At 27.6% G+C, this 22,898-nt stretch carries 21 protein-coding genes; 4 read left to right on the top strand and 17 right to left on the bottom strand.

Annotated features, from left to right (window positions below):
* Positions 1-15: 15 nt before the first annotated feature.
* The 8 genes from CP965_RS14465 to CP965_RS12390 all read right to left on the bottom strand — a co-directional run bounded on the left by CP965_RS14465 (position 16) and on the right by CP965_RS12390 (position 9,115).
* Positions 16-141, bottom strand: a complete 126-nt coding sequence (locus CP965_RS14465; protein WP_267285283.1) for a hypothetical protein — start codon at positions 139-141, stop codon at positions 16-18.
* A gap of 100 nt (positions 142-241) precedes the next feature.
* Positions 242-1,567 carry an MATE family efflux transporter gene (locus tag CP965_RS12420; protein ID WP_129062431.1) on the bottom strand — a complete coding sequence of 442 codons (1,326 nt, stop codon included), beginning with the start codon at positions 1,565-1,567 and terminating at the stop codon, positions 242-244.
* Between the two features lie 74 nt (positions 1,568-1,641).
* Positions 1,642-3,774 (bottom strand): heavy metal translocating P-type ATPase, encoded by a 2,133-nt coding sequence (locus tag CP965_RS12415; protein WP_129062430.1) that lies wholly within the window; start codon positions 3,772-3,774, stop codon positions 1,642-1,644.
* A gap of 11 nt (positions 3,775-3,785) precedes the next feature.
* Entirely contained in the window at positions 3,786-4,127 is a 342-nt protein-coding gene (locus CP965_RS12410; RefSeq protein WP_129062429.1) for an ArsR/SmtB family transcription factor, read from the bottom strand.
* A gap of 147 nt (positions 4,128-4,274) precedes the next feature.
* Positions 4,275-4,826, bottom strand: a complete 552-nt coding sequence (locus CP965_RS12405) for a YceI family protein (RefSeq protein ID WP_129062428.1) — start codon at positions 4,824-4,826, stop codon at positions 4,275-4,277.
* A gap of 371 nt (positions 4,827-5,197) precedes the next feature.
* A complete protein-coding gene (locus CP965_RS12400) occupies positions 5,198-7,534 on the bottom strand; it encodes a TonB-dependent receptor (RefSeq protein WP_129062427.1) in 2,337 nt (778 codons plus the stop codon).
* Between the two features lie 123 nt (positions 7,535-7,657).
* The gene (locus CP965_RS12395; RefSeq protein ID WP_129062426.1) at positions 7,658-8,641 is read right to left on the bottom strand and encodes a FecR family protein; all 984 of its coding nucleotides are present in this window, start codon (positions 8,639-8,641) and stop codon (positions 7,658-7,660) included.
* 3 nt (positions 8,642-8,644) lie between these two features.
* Entirely contained in the window at positions 8,645-9,115 is a 471-nt protein-coding gene (locus CP965_RS12390) for an RNA polymerase sigma factor (RefSeq protein WP_129062425.1), read from the bottom strand.
* 133 nt (positions 9,116-9,248) lie between these two features.
* Between CP965_RS12390 and CP965_RS12385 the strand changes: the two genes are divergently transcribed.
* From CP965_RS12385 to CP965_RS12370, 4 genes are read left to right on the top strand one after another with little or no spacing between them, the layout of a single operon-like run.
* Complete coding sequence (locus CP965_RS12385) at positions 9,249-9,818, top strand: phosphoribosyltransferase family protein (protein WP_129062424.1); 570 nt, start codon at positions 9,249-9,251, stop codon at positions 9,816-9,818.
* Positions 9,819-9,848: 30 nt separating this feature from the next.
* Positions 9,849-10,460, top strand: a complete 612-nt coding sequence (hisH, locus tag CP965_RS12380) for an imidazole glycerol phosphate synthase subunit HisH (protein WP_129062423.1) — start codon at positions 9,849-9,851, stop codon at positions 10,458-10,460.
* A 14-nt stretch (positions 10,461-10,474) separates the two neighbouring features.
* Positions 10,475-11,182, top strand: a complete 708-nt coding sequence (hisA, locus tag CP965_RS12375) for a 1-(5-phosphoribosyl)-5-[(5-phosphoribosylamino)methylideneamino]imidazole-4-carboxamide isomerase (protein ID WP_129062422.1) — start codon at positions 10,475-10,477, stop codon at positions 11,180-11,182.
* An 11-nt stretch (positions 11,183-11,193) separates the two neighbouring features.
* On the top strand, positions 11,194-12,513 hold the full coding sequence (locus CP965_RS12370; RefSeq protein WP_129062421.1) for an MFS transporter: 1,320 nt from the start codon (positions 11,194-11,196) through the stop codon (positions 12,511-12,513).
* On the opposite strand, the gene CP965_RS12365 is transcribed toward CP965_RS12370, so the two are convergent.
* From CP965_RS12365 to CP965_RS12325, 9 genes are all read right to left on the bottom strand, one after another.
* On the bottom strand, positions 12,510-15,473 hold the full coding sequence (locus tag CP965_RS12365; protein ID WP_129062420.1) for a MutS-related protein: 2,964 nt from the start codon (positions 15,471-15,473) through the stop codon (positions 12,510-12,512). The two genes, CP965_RS12370 and CP965_RS12365, sit on opposite strands and share 4 nt — an antisense overlap.
* A 1-nt stretch (position 15,474) precedes the next feature.
* The gene (locus tag CP965_RS12360; protein ID WP_129062419.1) at positions 15,475-15,894 is read right to left on the bottom strand and encodes a heme-binding domain-containing protein; all 420 of its coding nucleotides are present in this window, start codon (positions 15,892-15,894) and stop codon (positions 15,475-15,477) included.
* A gap of 3 nt (positions 15,895-15,897) precedes the next feature.
* A complete protein-coding gene (locus tag CP965_RS12355) occupies positions 15,898-16,227 on the bottom strand; it encodes a thioredoxin family protein (protein WP_129062418.1) in 330 nt (109 codons plus the stop codon).
* Positions 16,202-18,244 carry a DUF1538 domain-containing protein gene (locus tag CP965_RS12350; RefSeq protein ID WP_129062417.1) on the bottom strand — a complete coding sequence of 681 codons (2,043 nt, stop codon included), beginning with the start codon at positions 18,242-18,244 and terminating at the stop codon, positions 16,202-16,204. Before CP965_RS12350 ends, CP965_RS12355 begins: the two co-directional genes overlap by 26 nt.
* Before the next feature lie 114 nt (positions 18,245-18,358).
* Positions 18,359-19,804 carry a potassium/proton antiporter gene (locus tag CP965_RS12345; RefSeq protein ID WP_129062416.1) on the bottom strand — a complete coding sequence of 482 codons (1,446 nt, stop codon included), beginning with the start codon at positions 19,802-19,804 and terminating at the stop codon, positions 18,359-18,361.
* 3 nt (positions 19,805-19,807) lie between these two features.
* Positions 19,808-21,298 (bottom strand): DUF1538 domain-containing protein, encoded by a 1,491-nt coding sequence (locus CP965_RS12340; protein WP_129062415.1) that lies wholly within the window; start codon positions 21,296-21,298, stop codon positions 19,808-19,810.
* Between the two features lies 1 nt (position 21,299).
* Positions 21,300-21,686, bottom strand: a complete 387-nt coding sequence (locus CP965_RS12335; protein ID WP_129062414.1) for a CBS domain-containing protein — start codon at positions 21,684-21,686, stop codon at positions 21,300-21,302.
* A 14-nt stretch (positions 21,687-21,700) separates the two neighbouring features.
* The gene (locus tag CP965_RS12330; protein ID WP_129062413.1) at positions 21,701-22,054 is read right to left on the bottom strand and encodes a hypothetical protein; all 354 of its coding nucleotides are present in this window, start codon (positions 22,052-22,054) and stop codon (positions 21,701-21,703) included.
* A gap of 8 nt (positions 22,055-22,062) precedes the next feature.
* Positions 22,063-22,896, bottom strand: coding sequence for a universal stress protein (locus CP965_RS12325; protein ID WP_129062412.1), 834 nt, complete (start codon positions 22,894-22,896; stop codon positions 22,063-22,065).
* Positions 22,897-22,898 lie beyond the last annotated feature (2 nt).

Raw genomic sequence — 22,898 nt, 5'->3', positions numbered from 1 at the left:
TCTTTCAGAAGAACTTTAATAATAATTATCTATAAGAAGCTTTGCAAAAGATGAAGCAATTAATAAAAGAGCAATAACAAATAATCCGTCAACTAACTTTTTTTTTGATAACTGAACTACTGAGTTTAAAATATTTCTCATATTACTTCTCCTAAAAAGAATAAAAAATTATATTTTAATAATAATTTAGCATATAGAAATAATTCTTAATCTTCTTTTAAATAGATAACTGTTATCAAAATTATAATAAATTAGAAATCTTTTTAGGAGTATTTTTAATAAATAAAGTAACTGCAACAATAAAAGTTATGAACTCTGCAACAACTAAGGCCATAAAAATACCTTTTTGTCCTACAATTATAGGCAATAAAAATATAAATAATATTGGTAAAATAAGACTTCGTAAAGTAGCTATTATCGCTGAATATTTTGCTTTTTGCATAGAAGTAAGATATGAAGTTATCATAATATTTAAACCAGCAAATAAAAAGGCAGGCCAAACATAATAAATAAACTCTAAAGTAATCTCTTTTGCTCTTAGTTCATTTTCTTTTAAAAATACATTTACTAAGATATCAGGAATAAGTATTACTAAAATTATTATAAAAAGTTCTATTGCGAAAATTGAAATTAATCCTAGCTTCAAAAAAGTTTTTATTCTATTAAAATATTGTGCACCATAATTCTTACTAAAAATAGGTTGTAATGAATCTGCAATTGCAAAACTTATCATAATACTAACCATAAAAAAATATCCAACTATAGTATAAGAAGCAACACCTAAGGCTCCAAAATTTTTAAGCATTATATAATTAAAAATCAATACTGTAATTCCAATTGATGATTCATTTATAAATTCAGATACACCATTTTTTGAAGCTTCAAATATACTAAAAATATTTCCTTTTGGTTTAACTATTTCTAAAGTAGATTTTTTTAGAAAAAAATGAGGAATCAAAACTAAAGTAATCACAAGATAAGAAATTCCAGTTGCATAGGCTGCACCACTTAAACCAAAATCATATTTTACAATAAATAAATAATCCAATATTATATTTACAATAGAAGTTAATAATAAAGCTAAAAATGATAAATTAGGATTCTCATCAACTCTTACAAAATAATCAATTGTAATTCCAGTCATTAAAAAAGGCAAAAATATTAGAAGTATAGATAAGTATTCAAAAGTATAAGTTTCTAATACACCCTCTACTTTTAAAAAACTTAATAAATACTCCATATTTAAATATATAAATAAACTGGAAAGAGCACCTAAAATAGAAATACATATTACTGCTTTTGTAAAAATATTAGAAGCTTCTTCATTGTTTTTTTCTCCCATAAGCTTTCCAGCTAAAACAGAGTTTCCAACAGCAAACATCAACCCTAATCCAAATAAAATTGCCAATAAAGGATATGAAATATTAATAGCAGCCAAAGCTACAGAGCCAACATAATTACCTATAAAATATCCATCAATAATACTTGCAGACGATACAGAAAGTAATCCTAAAATAGAAGGTATTGCATATTTAAAAAATACAATGTAAGGTTTTGATTCAAGCATTTATTTCTCTTTTTTGAAATTAAAAAGAGATAATAGCATAATTTATATTTTTATAGTAAAAAGCTAGAAAAAATCTAACTTTTTACAGAACAACAAGAATCCTCACAAAGAGACTCTTTTGGTTCATTTTTTATTGTTTTTAAAATTCTCATTGAGTTTAAAATAGCTAATAAAGCAACGCCAACATCTGCAAAAATAGCTTCTGCCATACCAATCATTGCACCTGCTCCTAAAACTAGGAAACCTACTTTAATAGCCATAATAAAGATAATATTTTGGTATACAATTGTTTTAGTTTTTTTAGCTATTTTTATTGCATCACTTATTGCATTTAAATTATCATTTAATACAACAACATCAGCTGATTTTACAGCTAAATCACTTCCTACTCCGCCCATTGCAAAACCTATATCAGAAGTTGCTAAAGTAGGAGCATCATTTATTCCATCTCCCACAAAAGCAGTAACTGTATTTGTTTGTTTTTTTATTTCTTTAAAATTTGTTAATTTATCTTGAGGAAGAAGTTCATATTTTACCTCATCAATTCCTAAATCTTTGGCAACACTTAAAGCAACCTCTTTTTTATCACCAGTTAGCATATAAGTTTTTTCAATATTAAGTTTTTTAAGTTCACTTATTACTTCTTTTGCTTCTACTTTTATAATATCACTTACAACAATATAACCTACAAATCTTGAATTCACACTCACAAAAACAACATTTAATTTTTCTTCAATATCTTCATTTATTTTTATATTAAACTTTTTAAGAAGCCTTTCATTACCTACTAAAATCTCTTCTCCATCTATATTTGCTTTTATTCCAAGTCCACTAAAATCTTCATGTTCTTTGATATTTTTCGAATCAATCTCTTTTTCATAAGCTTTAACTATTGATTTTGCTATTGGATGATTTGAAAAACTTTCTGCGTATGCTGCATACTTTAAAAGCTCTTCTTCACTTAATTCAAAAGCTTTAATTTTTGTAACTTCAAATACTCCATGAGTAAGTGTTCCTGTTTTATCAAAAATTATATTTTGAATTTCAGTTAATTTCTCAATATAATTTGCACCTTTAACTAAAACCCCTCTTTTAGATACTGCTCCAATTGCACTAAAAAAAGATAAAGGAATCGATACAACTAATGCACAAGGACAAGAAATAACCAAAAATACCAATGCTCTTTCAATCCAATCTGAATATAAAGCACCTTCAAGAATTAAAGGTGGTAAAAAAGCTAAAAATACAGCTGCAATTACAACAATTGGTGTGTAAACTGAAGCAAACTTAGTAATAAACTTTTCAGCTTTTGCTTTTTGAGATGAAGCATTTTCTATCATCTCAATTATTTTTGCAATTGTTGAATCTTTGTATAAAGAGTTTACTTTTATATATGAAGCTTTTGAAAGATTTATAAAACCACTTAAAACTTCTTCTTGTTTTCTTAATACCTTAGGTTTAAACTCTCCGGTAATTGCACTTGTATCAAAGGAACTATCGTCATCAAGTAAAATTCCATCAACAGGAACCTTCTCCCCTGCTTTTACTAAAATTATATCTCCAACTCTTACTTCTTCAGGTGATTTTTGAACTATTTTTTCACCCTCTTTTACATTTGCAGACTCTGGTTTTATATCAATTAATGCATTTATACTGTCCCTTGAATTATTAACTGCTACAGCTTGGAACATCTCTCCTATTTGATAAAAAACCATAACAGCGATACCTTCTACATATTCCCCTAAAGCAAAAGCTCCAATTGTAGCAATACCCATTAAAAAATGTTCATCAAAAAGTTTTCCACTTGCTAAGTTTTTTATTGCTTTATATAATACATCCCAACCAACAAGGAAATAAGCTAATAAGTAAACTGCTAATTGTAAAGTTTCATTTTGAATATAATTATAAGAAAGGTAAGTTAAGACTAAAGCTACAATAGTAATAGCTAGAAGTTTTTTATCTAATAATTGCCAAAAGGTTTTCTGCTCTCTTTTTTTATCTTTTACTATTATTACCTCTTTTTCAATAGCTTGTATTTTCTTTTCAATAATATCTAATAAATCATTGTCACTATTTTGTTCAAAACTAAGTGTTGAAGTTGAAAAATTAAGTTTGACATTTGATAACTCATCCATATTATTCAATGAGTTTTCTATTTTTGCTGCACAATTTGCACAATCTAAGTTTTCTAATTTGACTTTTTGCATAGCTGTTCCTTTTAGCCTTTTGTTATATGCTCTAATCCCATATCATATATTTTTTTGATATGTTCATCATCAAGAGAATAATACATTTGCTTACCCTCTCTTCTTGGTTTTACTATTTTTGAATTTTTTAATACTCTTAGTTGATGAGAAACTGCTGATTGACTTACATTTATAAGTTCACTTATAGCACCTACACATAACTCTTCTTCTTTTAAAACTGAAATTATTTTGATTCTTGTAGTATCTGCAAAAGCCTTAAAAAGCTCTGCAACATCATATAAGGTCTCTTCTTCTATTAAAGTTTTTTTTACTTTTTCTACCTCTAATGAGTGATCACAACATTCTTCAGTCATTTAATTCCTTTATATGTACATATGAATAAGTAATCATATGATAAGAAATCTTAAATTTCTATTAGAAAACTATTTGATTTTAGAAAGTATAAGTTTAAAAAAATAGAAAGAAAAATGCAGTATTAAAAGATTAATACTGCTAAAGTTTTAGTTTTTAAAGGGAAGAGTAAAAGCTATATGTACTTCTGAATAACTTTTTCCTTCGTGTAAATCAAAACAAGCTTTTGCAAATTTTGCATATGGTTCACTCATATTGAAATCTAAAACGTCAATTTGACCTTTTGCTATAATACTTCCATTATTTACATCATAAGTCATAGAAATGTTTTTTGTAACTTGGTTCATTGTTAGTTTCAATGTTAAAGTTTTATTTTCAGTATTTACTTCTGTTATAGCTCCTGAAATTTCTTCTGAACTTTTTAAAGAAAACAGTGTAGATACAATACTTTTATTTCTAACATCAAGTCCAGAATCAAAACTTAGAGTATTTATTTTTACATTTGCACTTTTTAAAAACTCTGAAAAGTTATCACTTTTTTTGATTTCAAGATTGATATCTTTAAAAGTACCAGAAACACCCACTTTTTTTGCTGTTTTAAAGCCTGTCCACTTTACATTTAAATCTCCATTTAACTCATAGGCATTTGCTGATACTAAAGCAAATAAAAGACTTAAACTAAATAATAGTTTTAACTTCATAAGATTACTCCTTAATTTTTTGTATAAAAATGATATTCAATATTAAATTATAGGAAGTTAAGAAAAAAGTATAAAATAATTTATTTATTTAAATTTAAAACTAGGTCATAGGCTCTACAAGTATTCTCATAATCATGATACAAGGAAACAAAGAACTTATAGTATGTAGAACCCATGAGCTAATTCTCAAAAAAAGATTTACGCTCGAGATTCTCTTATTTGGGAGAGTATGTGTAAGTTATGAATCTCTTGCGTAAACATAGTAAAATTATAACGATAAAAAGATAACAAAAAGTAAATAATTCCATTATAAAATGGTTAACTTTTTAAAAATAGTTCTTATTATTATAAAGCTATATTTTTACTTTTACTTAAAACTCCATTTTCATAGAAAATGCAACACTTCTAGGATCACCTAAAATTGTATTACTTGCCCAATAATCTTTTCCAGTTAAATTTGAAACTGTTAAGTTAAAAGTTGTAGGATATTTATCTATTTTTGTTTTATATCTTGCACCTATATCATATAAAGTATATGAAGGTATTTTATCTGTATTTGAAGCATCTCCATATTTCTCACCTGTATAATATGCACCACCAGTTAAGGTTAAACCATTAATTTGAGGAATATTATATTCTGCATATATTTTTGCCATTTTACTAGCTGCATTAGTAGGTTTTTTACCTTCAAGGGCTTTATCATTAGCTTTTTCAACACTTAAATCCATCCAAGTTCCTCCACCAAATAAAGTAAAGCTATCTGTAACTTTTCCAGTGATTGTAAGCTCAATTCCTTGGTGTATTTGTTCTCCATCTTGTGTTAGAGTTGGCTTAGGTGTTGTTGTATTATCTTCATAAGAATTTGCTTTTTCTATTCTAAATAATGCACTAGTTAATAAAATATTTTCATTTAAACTATATTTTGCCCCAACTTCATATTGGTTACTTACAAGCGGGTCAAAAATTTCGCCAGTATTATTATATGAGCTTCCAACTACTGTTCCTTGTTCTAAACTTTCTATATATGTAACATAAGTTGTAAGATTTTCAAAAGGTTTGTAGATAAATGAAAATGTTGGAGTAAGTTCTGATTTATTATATGAGGTTTTTTCACCATACCATATTGAAAGATCTTCAATTGTTGCATAATTAAATCCTATTAAAGCACTCAATTGATCATTAAAAACGATATCATCACCTATTAAAATATTCTTATATTTAGTTTTTGAAGAAAGCCCCATACCCATATCTGATAAAACTTCGTTTGGTAAAGCTGAATTTTTTATTTGTTCTAAAGTTAACCCTTCTAAATAATCATAGGCTGTCCAATTATTTGCCCTTAAATATTTTTGACGATTTTCTGAATAACCAACTGTTAAAATATGATTAATATCAAAAGTTTCAAATTTACTATCTAAATAAATATTTGCTGAATATCCTTTATATTCTTGTGCATTAGAAGGATATTTATAGTTATAAACATCATATAGTCCATCTGTTCTTGTATATATCCATTGATCTCCCATTTGTTTTTCTGTATTAAATTTTTCATAAAGAAAGGCACTTCTTAGCGAAAACATATCATTTATATCCCATTTTAAACTCGACATCAATCTATCATTTTTTTCATCAGCTTGTGCCCAGTCTGAACCATACGCTTTGCTAACATCAAGTATAGGACGCTTTGTATTACTACTTATGTTAAAAGAAGGTTTCATATTAGTTCTTAATTGCTCTCTATGAGCATAGTTTAAATCCATAGTAAAGTTATCTGTTGGTTTAAAATCAATGGTTGTACTTATAAATTTTTGCTCTTTTCCAATATTATCTACACTATCACCATTTTGATATAAAGCATTTATTCTATATCCAAAAATTTTTTCTTCATCAATTTGTCCACCTAAATCAATATGTCCATAATATTGATCTCCTCCATAATTTCCAATGGTAATACTTCTTTTATCTTCAATAGTTGGTTTTTTAGTGACATAATTAACAGCCCCTCCAACTCTTCCTCCACCATATAAAAATCCAGTAGCTCCACTTATAATCTCAACTCTTTCTAAATCTTCCATTGTTGTAAAGCTTTGTCCACTAACAAAAGGCATACCATTTATAATAGGATTATTTGAAGAAAACCCTCTTATTATAGTTTTATAATTTCCAGTTCTATTATTTCCACCATCTTGTGTTATTGGATTCATCTTAAAAATAGGAGCCATATCATTTGCTTGAACATTTTCAATTAAATCTTCTGAAATAACTGTCATTGAATAAGGAGTATCTTGTAAACTTCTACTTCCCCATATACCAATACCTGAAATATTTTTCACTAAATATCCTTGTTCAGAAGCTCCATCTTTTGTAGTAGCTAAGATATCTACACTTCCAAGATTATTTCCATTACTTGATAACTTTTTTTCTCTAATAACTATCGTATTATTTTGAATTATTGCTTCAAGTCCTGTATCTTTTAAAAGTATTTTTAATGCTTCTTCTAAAGATTCTTCATCTTCTACTTTATTTGCACTTTTGTTTTTTAAGATATTCATATCTACAATATATGGTATCTTTGCAGTTTCAGATATTTGTTGTATGGCATCGCTTAAGTTTGTAGTACTTATATTAAACTTATCCTTTGCATATAAACTACTAGCTAAAAGTAAAGCTAGACTTGGTGCTATTAATGATTTTTTTAATAGACTCATTTTTCTATCTCCTTAGTGTGGGACAAACTATTATAAAGTTTATCTTTAGGTAATTTTGAGAATCACTCTCTATATAAGAAGACGGAAAAATGAAAATTTCTTGACAGTAAATTTTAAAATTTATTAAATATTATCTTTTATTAGGATTTTACCCTTTTCTTCTTTCACAGTTATAGGATGAACCAAAGGTAATACTTTTAAAAAATCATCAAAACTATTTGCAGAGAAATTTCCACTTATAGGAAGTGAGGCTATTTTTTCATTTTCTATTTTTACATCTATATCAATATATTTTGAAAACTCTTTTATAATATTTTCTATACTTTCTTGATAAAAACTAAATTTCCCCTCACTCCAAGGAGCAACTTTTTTTATATCAATTTTTTCTAGTTTTTTTAAATTTGAATACTTATCCAAAGTTGCACTTTGTGCTTTTTCAACTCGTACTAATAAACTATCATGAAAATGGGGATTAGTAACTTTAACAACTCCTTCAGTAACATTTACTTGGATTTGGTTTTTACTATTAATTACTTCAAACTTTGTGCCTAAAACAGTTATATCTACTCTTTGTGTTTTTATTATAAAGGGTCTTTGTTTATTTGCTTCCACATCAAATACTGCTTTTCCCTCTGATAAAAATATTTCTCTTTTTCTTTCATAGTATTTTACATCTATTTTTGTATTTGTGTTTAAAGTTATTTTTGAATTATCTGGCAAAGTAATATTTTTCAAGACTTTATTAGAAGCTAAGTATTGTTTTGAAAAAGTGATATTTTCCATAAAAAAAGAAAGATATAAAACAAAAGCAATACATGCAGCACTAGAAATTGAAGTAAATATCTTAAGAAATTTATTTTTACTCTGTCTTTTTTTGTTTCTTTGTTCTATACTTTCATTAACTTCATTTTTTAACTCATCTATAAAGTCTTTAGGTAAACAGTGTAATTCATTTATAAATTTTTTTTCTTCTTCAAAAGCTATTTTATGCGAGTCATTTTCTTTTATCCATGATAAAAAATCTTTATTTTTATATAAATTTTGCCCTTCAAGTTCTAAACTTACCCAATGACTAGCTTGTTCTTCAATTTGTTCTTTTTTTGTCATGGATTAACTCTCTTTTCTTCTTATTTTTTCTTTAAGTTCAATACTAGCTCTTGAAATATGTTTTTCAACTGCAACAAGTGATATTCCAAGTAGTTTTGAAACCTCTTTTCTACTATAACCTTCAAAAACATGTAAAACGAAGACTTCTTTTCTCATTTTAGGAAGTTTATTTAATTCACTCATTAAAAGCTTTTTTCTATCTTGTTCTATTACTATTTCATCAGGTTGGGAAGTTTTTACAGTAAACTCATTTTCTTCATAAGGTATTTCTTTTATTTTATTTTTTTCTCTTACTTTATCTATTATAATATTTTTTGCAACTTTATATAAAAAAGCTCTTTTATCTTTTATAACTTTTTCTTTTTCTACCAAGATTACTTTTTCATATGTTTCATGTAAAATATCTTTTGCAAGTTCAGAATCAGATACATTTTTTTTGATATAGTATAACAATTCTTTATAATGTTCAATCATTAGTATTTTTTCTCTTTAGACAATATTAATAATTAAAATCATAGTATAGAGATTATTAAATACTCTTTAACAAAAACCCTCTCATGACAAGTAGATATAATTTAATCTAAAAACAGATATAATTTTTAACATTATGAAGTGTATATCATGTGAAAGATTTTCCTTATCTATTATTTGTAAAGAATGCCAAAATAAAATACTTCAAGCTTCTTTTCATAAAAGAGAACTTGAAAAAGGTTTTTATAATTATTCTTTTTATTCATATAATGAAATTGAGAATTTTATAAATTCAAAATATTATTTCCATGGAGATAGAATATTTAATACTCTAGCAAAACTATCTTTTAAAAAATTTGCACAAAATTTCAAATATGATGAACTAATATATTCAATTGGAATAGATGAACATACAAGACATGACTTTTCTCAAACTGCAATTTTATCAAAGCATCTAAAATCAAAATATATAAAACCTCTTTATGGAAAATGCAAAGCTACAAATATAGTAAAATATGCTGGACGAGATTTGGAATTTAGAAAGAAAAATAAAAGAAAATTTAATGTAAATATATCAAATAAAACTATTATCTTAGTAGATGATTTAATAACAACAGGAACAACTATCCTTGAAGCAAAAAAAGCTTGTGAAGCAAAAAATAACCAAGTACTCTTCTGCTTAACCCTAGCTGATGCAAAAATTTAGTATAATCTTTTTTTTTAAAGGAAAAGATATATGGTTGGAATTATTGATTACAATATGGGAAATCTTGCTTCAGTTTACAATGCCTGTCATCTACTTGATGAAAAAGCTACTTTTATAAAAGACCCAAATGATTTAAAAAACTTTGATAGAATAATTTTACCAGGTGTTGGTGCCTTTGGTGATGCAATGGAAAACCTTAATCAAACTGGAATGAAAGAAGCTATTTATGAATTTGCTAAAAGTGGAAAGCCTATGATTGGTATTTGCCTTGGAATGCAACTTCTTTTTGAAAGTTCTGAAGAGTTTGGAACAAATAAAGGATTAGGTTTAATAGATGGAAAAGTTGTAAAATTTGATAAATCAAAAATGAATGAAGACACAAAAGTTCCACATATGGGTTGGAATGTAATCAAAACTTCAAATGAACATACACTATTTGAAGGATTAGAAAACCCTTATTTATATTTTGTACACTCATACCATGCAGTTACAGATCCTAAAAATGTAATTGGAACAACAGAGTATGGATATGACTTTGTAAGTGCAGTACATAAAGAAAACATCTATGGTTTTCAACCACATCCAGAAAAATCACACGATAATGGATTAAAAATACTTAAAAATTTTATGAATATTAAATAGGAGACTTTAATAAAATGGATATTTTACCAGCAATTGATCTTAAAGATGGAAAAGCTGTAAGACTTAGCAAAGGACTTATGGATAGTGCAAAGATTTATTCAGATGAACCTTGGCAAGTTGCAAAGAAATTTGAAGAACTAGGAAGTAAGTGGGTTCATGTAGTTGATTTAAATGGTGCATTTGCAGGGGAACCAGCAAACTTAGAGCAAATTAGAAAAATCAAAGAGAACTGTAATCTAAAAATCGAAGTTGGTGGTGGAATCAGAGATGAAGAAACTATCAAAATGTATGTTGAACTTGGAATTGATAGACTTATCTTAGGTTCAATTGCAGTAAAAGATCCACAGTTTGTAAAAGATATGGCTTCAAAATATCCAATTGCTGTGGGAATTGATGCTATGAATGGAATGGTTGCAGTAGAAGGTTGGGCAGAAGTATCAACTATGAAAGCAACTGACTTAGCCAAAGAGTTTGCAAATGCTGGTGTTGAGGCAATTATTTGTACTGATATTTCAAAAGATGGAATGCTTTGTGGTGTAAATGTAGAGTTTACAGAGTCAATTGCACTTGCATCTGGTGTTGATACTATTGCTTCTGGTGGAGTAAAAGATATCAATGATATAACTTCTTGTAAAGCAAATGGAAATATTGCAGGTGTAATTGTAGGAAAAGCTTTTTATGAGGGGACACTTGACTTAGAAGAAGGTTTTAAAGCCTTATAAAAAGGATAAAAATGCCTTTAAAAAAAATCAATCCTGATAATATTTACAATAAACTTGTAAATGAAGAAGATGCCAGAGTTTGTAAAGCTATTGATGAAAAAGCTTGCAAGGTAGTTCCTGGCAACTTCCTTCTTACTATTATCTCTTATTTTTTTAATAAACTTGCAGATGCAGTTGCAAATGCAAAAGTTGTCTTACCTTGGATAATGGAGAGTTTAAATGTTCCATTATTTCTTATTAGTTTTTTAGTTCCCATAAAAGAATCAGGTTCCCTACTTCCACAACTTTTTATAGCAGCATATGTTAGAAAACTTCCCATTAGAAAGTGGGTTTGGTCTTTAGGAACTTTTTTACAAGCTTTATGTATGTTTGGTATAGCTATTGTTACTTGGAATATGGAAGGCTTAAATGCAGGTCTTGCAATCATTGCTTTACTTATTGCTATGAGTTTAGCAAGGGGTTTATGCTCTGTTGCTGCAAAAGATGTAGTAGGAAAAACGATTCCTAAAACAAGGCGTGGAGCATTAAATGGTCTGTCTGCTATGCTTGCTGGTTTACTTGTTGTAGTACTGGGTGTTTATTTTTTATTAAATGGTGAAAAACCATTTTCAGCACAAAACTTTGGGGTTTTACTTTCACTTGCAGGATTCTTTTGGATATTGGCTTCTATTACCTATGGTCAAATAAAAGAGTATCCAGGAGAAACGGATGGTGGAGGAAATGCCTTTACTATTGCAATGAAAAAACTTTCTATTTTAAAAACAGATAAACCTTTTAGGCTTTTTGTTATCACAAGGGCTTTATTTCTTTGTTCTGTTTTGTCTGCACCTTTTTTTGTAATTATTGCTCAACAAAATAGCGATGCAAATGCTTATTTACTTGGTCTTTTTATTTTATCAAGTGGTTTAGCAGATTTATTATCTGCAAACTTTTGGGGTAAATTTTCTGATGTATCAAGTAAAAGAGTTATGATTATTGGAGCAACAATTGCCACAACAGTTGGCTTTGTTGTGTTTTTTATAGACTTCTTTTACAAAGAGTTATTTTCTATCATTTGGATTATGCCTATTATCTATTTTATTTTAAGTATTGGGTATCAAGGTATTAGAATAGGTAGAAAAACTTATATTACTGATTTGGCAGAAGGAAATAAAAGAACAGACTACGTTGCAGTAAGTAATACTTTAATAGGCTTTATCTTACTTTTAAGTGGTCTAATTGGAACACTTAGTTCTTTTATTGGTCTTGGTGGAATAATTCTTGTTCTATCTCTTATAGGGGTACTTGCAATATACTTAGCAAAACAACTTCCAGAAGTTGAAGAGGATTAAATATTCTCCTCATCAACTGCGGTATAATGAAGTTCTAAACCTTTTGAAGTTGCTACAAAACCATTAATATTAATTTTTCCTTCATGTACCATTTTATGATGCAGTTTACAAAGTGGTATTAGATTATATTTATGATTTTGATTTATATGTCCTATAAAGCCATCTTTATTTGCTCTTGCTTGTTCTTTGATATGATGAACATCATCACAAGCTCTTCCACAAATAACACAAGATGAAGCAAAAACATCTTTGTTGTATTTTGAAGTCTTCTTTTGAGTAAGTCTTTCAACCTTATCATAGTCATCAGTTAATCGCTTTCTAATATCATTTGCAACACTTAAGAACTCTCTATCCATATGAAGTGATTTTGCATACTCTAAACCATACATAGAAGAACCACTTCCATGTTTTAGTTTTCTATCAAAGATTAACTTATCTTCTTCATCTTGATACATTACAGATAGATGAAGTGAAATTATATTTTTAAGGTTTTCTATCTCTTTTATCTCTGGTAATTGATGTAAGTGCGTTGCAAAAACAAAGATTGATTCTAGTTTTGCTAGTTTTAAAATAGCACTTGCAACAATAGATAAACCACTCATTGTCTCTGTACTATGAGAGATTTCATCTCCTAAGATTAGTGATCTTTTTGATGCACGATTGAAAATATTTTTAAGTTCAAGCATTTCAACTGCAAAAGAAGAAAGCCCTTTAGCTATATTATCAGCTCCACTAATTCTTGTAAATACAGAATCAAAAATAGAAAATCTCATTGATTTTGCAGGTACAAAAAAACCTGCTTGTGCTAAAATAACTGCAATCCCAATTGATTTCATAAGTGAAGATTTACCTGAAGAGTTTATTCCATAAAGTAAAATACCATGCATTTTATTATCAAACATATTTATAGGGTTTGAGTTTTTAATTATCACATTATCTTTGAACTCATCTTTTGCAAGGGATAACTCCCCTAAGATAATATCATTTGGAACATAAATCCCTTGCTCTTCATTTGCTTCAATAATTGGATGTCTAAGTTCAACTAACTCTAAAAAGTTTTCATCATCTTTTGTTTTTACAATCTTTGGACAAACATAATTATATTTTTTTGCTGTTTTGATATTTGAAACAGTTAAGTCAACCTCAGCAATAAACTGAACTAGCTCTTCAAGTAATGTTGCAAATTTCTTTTCAAACTCATTTAGTTTTTCTTTAAATACCAGTTTATTTAACTCAATTATTTTTCTTAGGTTATGTACATACTTATCTGAAATTTCATCTGTAAGTTTACAAGAAATTTTTACTGAAGTAGTTTGTACTTTATAGTTAAAATCTTTGAAAAGAAGTAAATCATCATCAATAATAATATGAGAGTTTGATAACTCATCTTTTATTAGGTTATATCTATTCTTTGTAAGACTTAAATAAAAACCTTCTTTATCTAGTCTATTTATACTTACAAAGTTTGAGTCTTTTGCATTTAAAATATTTAAGATATGATTCTTTATTAATTCTAGTTTTGTATATAACTGTTCATTTTGTCTGTTTAATTCATCTATTTCATGGTTTATTCCATCACAAACCATATTTGACTCAACATCTTTTAGCATATACTTTCCAGAAATAGCTAAATCAAAAGTTGATTCAATAGAGTCTATAAACATTTGAAGTTGCGCTAAAGAACAAGGGGGAGTTATAAACTTATAATTCTCCATGAAAGCCACTACTTCTTTTATACTAAGAAGTGAGTCATAAAGATAATTTAATTCAAAAGGATGAAGTCTAGCTAGTTTTATTCTTCTTGTAAGTCTTTCTATATCATAAATATTTGCTAATTCATTTTCAATAGGTCCATGATAATCAAATAACTCTTTTGATAAAGCATATCTTCTTAGTAACTCTTTGCTATCTTTTACAGGATGAGTTAATCTTTCTTTTAAAAGTCTTTTCCCCATGGCTGTTGAAGTATTGTTAAGAAGTTTTATTAAACTTGGATTGTGAGAAGTCTCTATAATATTTAATTGTTCTAAAGCATTGTTTCCTAAATAGATATATTTTGAAACATCTAGTTTAATTGGAAGTGAAAGCTTTTGAACTATATTTGAATCATGTCCTATAACAAAATCAATAAGTATTGCTAAACTTTGAGAACTAAGTGGAACTCTTTCCATATCAAGATGTTCTATTGCAGTAAGTAGTGATTCTACAGCAAAAACATTTTTAAATAATTCATTTTGATAATTTATCTTTGGAATAAATGTTCCAATATGAAAAGTTTTTAGTTTTAGTTCAAGATAATCTATTACTTCTTTTTGATTTATATTTTTATCTGCAAAAGTTACAACTACTTCATTTGTACGGTGCATATTCATATAGTTAAATACTTCATCTAAAGCATAGAACTTATCTTCACTTGTACCATGAACTTCATTGTAGTAACACTTTCCTGTAGTTACATCAATTGCAGAATATCCTACAAGATAAATACCTTTTATTTGATCAACCACAAGTGAAGTGATATTGTTTTCATCTTGGTCAATCACAAAATCAAAGTTTGTTCCTGGACTTACTACTGTATCAAGATATCTACTTACTTTAGGTGGAAGTCCTTTTTGTCTTATAATTACTACTGTATATTTTTGTTCAGCAATAATTCTAGCAAGGTGCTTTTCTAAAGAGATTGCAGGAACACCAGCCATGATGGGGTTTTCTTTTGAGTTTTCTAAAATTGATTTATTTTTTCTTGTTAGTTGAATATTTAATAGTTCTGCTATTTCTTTAGCTTTTCCTATTTGTTCATCATCATTATTTACTTCATAAACTTCAAAGAAAGTACCTATTTCCATAAGTACTACAGTATTTTCTCCATACTTCTTTTCAAAAAGTTGTTGAAGTTTAAAATATGTAATGGTTAATAAATTTTTTTTCTCATCTAATAAGACTTGAACTTCTTCTCTCAAACTATTTTTTCACTCCAGTCCAATCTCTAATCAATGTTCTTTGTTCTCTTGTTAAATCTGCTTCTTCATGAGCTTTTATATAAGAACTAAGAGGCATTGATGCATATGCTGTTCTAAATATTGCTTTTAATTTTTCTTCTTTCTTCTCTTTTGTATATTCTTGCCAAAGTGAGAAGTTTAAAGCTTTTCTTCCATTTTTTACATGGCTATCAATTATCCAAGAAAAAGGTGCAACATTTGAGTACCAAGGCCATTTTGTATTATTTGAATGACAATCATAACAGGCTTGTTTAAAAATAGTCATTATTTCAGTTGGTGCTTTAATTTCAAGTTCTGATGATGTTTGTTTATTTACTTTATCAGTTTGAATAAATTGCATAGCAATAAATACTATTGCAAAAATTAAAAGTGCTCTTTTCATTTCCTATTCCATAAATAAATTATATGGTCTTCTTAACTCCTCTATAAAGTTTAAAACAGAGATATTTCTACCCTCTCTTTTAAACTCTTTTGAATCAAAAAATACCAAAATAGTTGGTATAGAAAATACCGAAAAATTACTTGCTATCTCTTTATAAAAGTCAGCTTTTACTTCATAAATTTCAATTTTAGGTAAATGTGATTTAACTTGCTCTTCAATTTTAGGCTTCAAAGCTGTGCAAACAGAACAATTCTCTCCTGAAAAATATATAAGTACAGCAGGAACTGTACTTATAACCTCATTTACTTCATTTAAGTTCTTTAGATTCTTCATTTATAATCTTTGAGCCTTCTTCAATTTTTTCAAAAGCTTTTTCCTCATCTTCTTTTATTAATTTTTCTACATCATTTTCTGGGTTTTTATGATCTTTTCTATTTACAAAAATATCATGTCTATTTAAACTAATACCTTTCATATGTGTTAAAGGGAAAGCAAAAGCAATACCTTTACCAGTTGTAGTAATATGAAGAGAATGAATTATTGATTTAATAACAGGTTTAACCAAACTTTGTGGAAGTAAAAATAATAATAAAGCATCGTTAGCTTCAAAAGATGTTCTATAAAAGTTATCCATTTTTCCTAAACCTATTCCATCAGCTCTTAATACAGTTACCCCTGGAGCTCCAGCTTTACTTGCAGCTTGTATAGCATCTAGTTTTTTCTCAATAGGTACAAGAATAACTACAGCAGAAAAATCCATAGGTAACGAGTGTCTTCTATCGCTCCCATCTATATTTATAGTTGCTAAATCCATATTCTCTGCATCTATTAAAGTATCTCTTAAAATATTTGCTGCTTCAATTTCAGTATCAGACTTAACTCCAAGTTTTTCAATAATAATACCATAAAGCATTACAGTAATCATTGGAAAAAGTGAAGCAAAAGCAATAAGTCCAAAACCATCGATTAAAGGATACCTTCCTTCAATATTTGTTGCAAGACCAATACCAAGTGCTGCTACAAGAGGAACTGTAACAGTTGAAGTTGTAACTCCTCCACTATCATATGCAATTGGAACTATATATTTTGGAGCAATTGAAGTTAAAAGAATAACTAGAATATATCCAAAAATAATATAGTAGTGAATATGTCCACCATCTACAATTCTAAATGCACCTAAAGCAATACCAACAGCAACTCCAAAAGCAACAAAAATTCTTAAAGCAAAGTCATTTATTTTACCATCACTTATCTCTTTTGCTTTTTTAGCAATTGCCATAAGAGCAGGTTCTGCCATTGTCGTAGAAAATCCAATTGCGAAAGCAAAAGAATAAATCATCATTATAGAACCTGATTTTGTCAATTGATAAGCCATAGTCTCACCAAGATTAAATAATCCCATTTCAAGACCAAGAATAAAAGCATCAAGTCCAATAATTACTAAAATAAATCCTAAAAATACTGTCTTTAAATTTTCAATTTTTTTCTTTAAAACAACATATTGAAAGAAAAGAATAATTAATAATATAGGTGCAACATCTTTTACAACATTAAAAATTCCTATTAATAAAGATTGCGCTGTAATATCTGCTACTGTAGAAACAGAAGCATCAATAGTAATAGCAGCTACAGTTTTTGCTTCTACTAGATTGTATACTGCAATTCCATATATTTGAACAAATATCATTGGAGTTAAAGAAGCAAAAGCAATAAGACCAAAACCATCAATTACAGGGTTTCGTCCCTTAATAGAAGAAGCAAGTCCTATACCAAGTGCAGCCACAAGGGGAACAGTTACAGTTGAAGTTGTGACTCCACCTAAGTCATAGGCAAGTCCTATAATCTCTTTTGGGGCAAAAAAAGTCACAGATACAACAAGAACATATCCTACTATAATATAGTAATGAATAGGATGTCCTTTATATATTCTATAAACACCTAAAAAGATTGCAAACCCAACTGAACCAGCAACAACAAGTCTTAGAATTGTAGCATCAATACGTCCACTTGAGATGGAAGCAGCCTTATCAGCGATTACAGCAAGAGCAGGTTCTGCAATTGTGGTACCAAAACCAATTAAAAAAGCAAAAAATAAAACCCATAAAAAAGTCCCATTTTTTGCAAAATCTCTTGCAAGACTTTCACCTATTGGGAAAATCCCTATTTCAAGTCCTTGTAAAAATATTGCTAAGCCAACTCCAACTATACCTAAACCAATTGCTGTTCCTAACCAACCTTCAGGTACAGATTGAATAATTGCAAGCTGAAAAAACAATATTACAACAATAATAGGTATTAAATCTCTAAAAGAATCTCTTAAAAGTTTCAGAAAAAAATTAAACTGTGTCATTAAAAATTACTCTCCATCATAATATTATATGCAACTAACCAACATACTAAGCAACATTTTATCAATTTATTTTATAATTGCTACTAAAATGAATTTATGACTATTTTTTTACAATTATTTAAAAATATGTTTAATAATTCTTTTATATCTTTGTGGTTTATCACACTGTATTAACAATAAATCATCTTTTTCGAATATTGTTGCTCCTGTAGGCAAAATATATTCATCATTTCTTTTAATTAATAAAACTAAAAAATTTGAAGGTAATTGTAATTCTGCAATATTTGCACCAATTACTTTAGAATCATCATCAATATAAAATTGCTTTAATGTTTGATAAAATAAAGGAGAAGCTTCTACTTTCTTTTCTTCTATCTTCTCTTCTAAATTTAAAAGTTTTGCCACGAAAGGAAGAGTTGTTCCTTGAAGTAAAATAGACAATAATACAATGAAAAAAACAGTATTAAATATTAAAGAAGCATTTTCTAAACCTTCTATAAAAGGATATGTTGCAAGAACAATTGGAACAGCACCTCTTAAACCAACCCAAGATATAAAAGTTTTTTCCTTTGTAGAAAACTTACTAAATATTAAACTCAAAAATATTCCACTAGGTCTTGCTATAAAAATAAGCCAAAGAGCAATTAAAAAACCATGCCAAGCTACATCTGGTAATTCTGAAGGGAATACTAAAAGCCCTAGTGTTAAAAATACTGATATTTGCATAATCCATGATAAGCCATCATGAAACCCTATTAAATTCTTCTTGTGAACAAACTCTTTTTTATTTGCAAAAACTCCAGCAATATATACAGACAAGAACCCATTTCCTCCTAAAAGTGTCACAATACCAAAAAGAAACATCACCCAAGCAATTGTAAAAACAGGATAAAGACCATAAAAAGTAAAATTAATTTTATTTAGAATTTTGGGCAATAATATACCAAAAACTACTCCTAAAAATATCCCAACAAAAAATTGTAAGAAAAAATACAAAATCAAATCAGTAAAAGAACTACTTTGAGGTAATAAAATAATTTGTAAAATGGCAACAGTTAAAAAAATAGCCATAGGATCATTACTTCCAGATTCTAATTCCAATAATGGAGATAATCCTTTTTTCAAAGAAATACCTTTTGCACGAAGTATTGCAAAAACTGCAGCAGCGTCTGTAGAAGAGACAATAGCACCTAATAATAAAGATTCTAAAAAATCAAATCCTAAAACATAATGAACACAAATTGCTACAAATAAAGCAGTTAAAAAAACTCCTACTGTAGCTAGAATTAAACCATCTTTTAAAACAGGTTTAATAACTCTCCATTGAGTATCAAGTCCACCACCAAAAAGTATATAAATTAAAGCAATTGTTCCTACAGCTTGAGCTAATACTGCATTATCAAAGTATATTCCAAGAATACCTTCTGAACCTGCAATCATACCAAGACCTAAAAAAATAAATAAAACAGGTATTCCAAACTTATCTGATAATTTGCTAGATAGTACACTTAAAAGCATTAAAAATGCTATTACTAATAAATAAATTTCTAAATCATTCATTTTTTATTTTACCATAAGTTTATCATTAATAATACTATATAATAAAACAGTTATCATTGGAAAAATAGATGCAAAAGCAATTAAACCAAAACCGTCAAGTAACGGACTCCTTCCTTCTATATTTGTTGCTAAAAATAATCCAAATGCAGTTACGATGGGAACTGTAATTTCAGAAGTAGTTACACCTCCTAAATCAAAAGCAAAAGCTACCATATTTTTAGGAGCAAAAATTGTTAAAAAAACAACAATACTATATAAAAATGTAATTAAAAACCAAATATTATATCCATTTACTATTTTATATGCACCAACTAATATTCCAAGTCCAACTCCCAAAGCAACCAATAATCTAATAATTATCACATTTAATCTTGTAGTTGACATTTTATCAGCTTGTTTTATAATTGCTATTAAAGCTGGTTCAGCCATTGTTGTTCCAAATCCAATTAAAAAAGCAAATAAATATATATATAATACATTATTCATATTTATAAGACTTTGTGCAATAGATTCTCCAATAGGAAACAATCCAAGTTTAATTCCAACAATAAAACCATATAAACCTATAACTAAAAATAAAAATCCAAAAACTACCCCTGATATATTAGATAAAGGCTTTTTTATAATAAAATATTGAAAAAACAAAATTGTTATAATTATAGGAATAAGATTTAAAAAAGTTTTAAATAAATCTGCTAAAACTTGGAAAACAGTAAATCCAGCTTCATAATGAGCTTCATCATCTACTACTTCTATTACTTGTTCTAAATTATTTAATCCAAAATCACTTCCTAAAACAATTATTCCATAAATTTGAATACTAATCATAGGAGTAATCGCAGCTAAAGCAACAAAACCAAAACCATCTTTAAGAACACTTCTTCCTTGTAAAGCAGAAGCAATTCCTATTCCTAAAGCAACAATTAATGGAACTGTAGCAACATTTGTAGCAACTCCACCTGAATCATAGGCTAAGCCAATAATTGAAGGAGGAGTAAAATATGTGATTATTAAAACTAATAAATATCCACCTACAATAATTTTACTGATAGACCAGCCTAGAATTGTCCTCAAAATACCAAAAGCAGTAATAAAACCAACACTAAAAGCAATAATAATTCTTAGAGTTAAAGGATTTAATGCACCATTAGTTATCTCTCCTGCTTGTGAGGCAACTGCAATTATTGCAGGTTCTGCAATGGAAGCTCCAAAACCTAAACAAAAACCAAAAATAGCAAACCAAAATTGAGAGTTTCTTTCTAAAAACTCAGAAGATAAACTATTTCCTAGTGGGAAAATTCCTATTTCTAATCCCATTAAAAAGAAAGTAACCCCAATAACTACAACTAAAAAGCCAATAGAAATAGTTATAATATCATCAGGAATAGATTGGAAGACCAAAACTTGAAAGCCTATAATAATAATTAAAATAGGTATCAAATTTATTGCTGATTCAATAAAAGTATATTTAAATTGCTTTAACAATTCATGCATATTAATCTACCAAAGAAAGTAAATATTCCGTCAAGTCTGTTATTGATAATACTCCTAATAGTTGGTTATTATCAGTAACAGTAACTCTTTTTATATTATGTTCAATCATTGTTCTAGCAGCATATTTAACATCAATTTTAGAAGATACACTAAATGCTGGTTTTTTATAAATGTCATAAACATTTAATAGGTCAATATCCCCATCTTCTGCAAGAATTGCTTTTAATATTTGAGTATTGGTAATTATTCCATAAGCATCACTTGAAGAGTTTTTATCTACAATTAAACATTTTAATTTTGTTTCTTTCATAAGCTGTAAAGCTTCTTTTAAGGTAGCATAAGGTTTTACTAAAATAACATTTTTTTGCATAATCTCTTCAACAAGCATTATCTATCCTTAATTTACAAATCATCATTTGTTTTTATTGAATTTTCAAATTTTTTTAATAAACTTCTATCTAATCCTACTAAATGAGAAATAGGTAGTGTAAAAGCTAAAGCTTCTATTTTTTTATTTTCAATGTACATATGAAACTCTTTTAAAATTGTTCTTGAAAGTTTTTCTTCAAGAACATATACAATAATTACCTGATTCCCTTCATAAGTTAAGGAAAAAAAACTCTTCTTTTCTGAATCAGAACTTGTACCTCTTCCTTGAATAACAGTAGCACCGCCAGCCCCAGCATTTTTAGCAATTTTTTTTACCTTATCTTCATTCTCACTAGAAGTAATTACAAGTAAAGTTACAAATCTCATAATAATCCTTATTTTTTAAATATTAAAACATCTTTTTGTGATTTATCTAACATTTCAAAAGTAAAGAAACTTATATTTCCTGTTGTATGCAGAGCAATTAAATCTATGCCATCTAACCAATGACTACTATTGTCTCTAAAATATTCAGATGTTAAAACATCATTCTCTATAGTTAAAGACAGTTTATTATCTATATCTTTAAATGTTTTAATAAATTTATTTCCATTTTCTAAATTATCTTTTGCTATATTTGATACATATTTTTTTGCATGTTCTTTATCAATTCCATACATATTTAAACGACTTTCAAAAGGTACACTATACACATGCAATAAATTGATTTTTGAATCAGGGAAAATTTCAAAAGTATTTTCAACTGCTTTTTTTGAATCTTCACTAAAATCAGTTGGAACTAAAATATATTTATAATCAATTATTTTAGTATTTTTAATTACTAAAGTAGGAATATCTAAAGAGCGAATAATTTTTTTGGTTGTACTTCCCATAATCAATTTTTCAAAACTAAAATTTTCACCACTATTCCCAATTACAATTAAAGAACAATTTAAATCTTGTGATAATCTTGCAATTTCTTTTTCAATACAACCTACTCTAAAATAAAAATTTTTTTCATTTATTTGAGGAAAATTTTCTTTTAAAAACTTAATACAATTATATTTTATTTTCTCTGAATTATCTTGAAAATTAAAAATACTATCTTCTACTACATGTATAAGATTTAGTTCCAAATCCTTATTTTGTGCAAAAGTAAGAACTTTATTAAGTACTTTATCACAATTATTAGAAAAATCTGTTGCTACTAATATTGAAGTTTTTTGCATAG

This window comes from Halarcobacter mediterraneus (assembly GCF_004116625.1).
In the GTDB taxonomy this organism is placed as follows: Bacteria; Campylobacterota; Campylobacteria; order Campylobacterales; family Arcobacteraceae; genus Halarcobacter; species Halarcobacter mediterraneus.
This window is presented reverse-complemented; position numbering and strand designations above follow the sequence as displayed.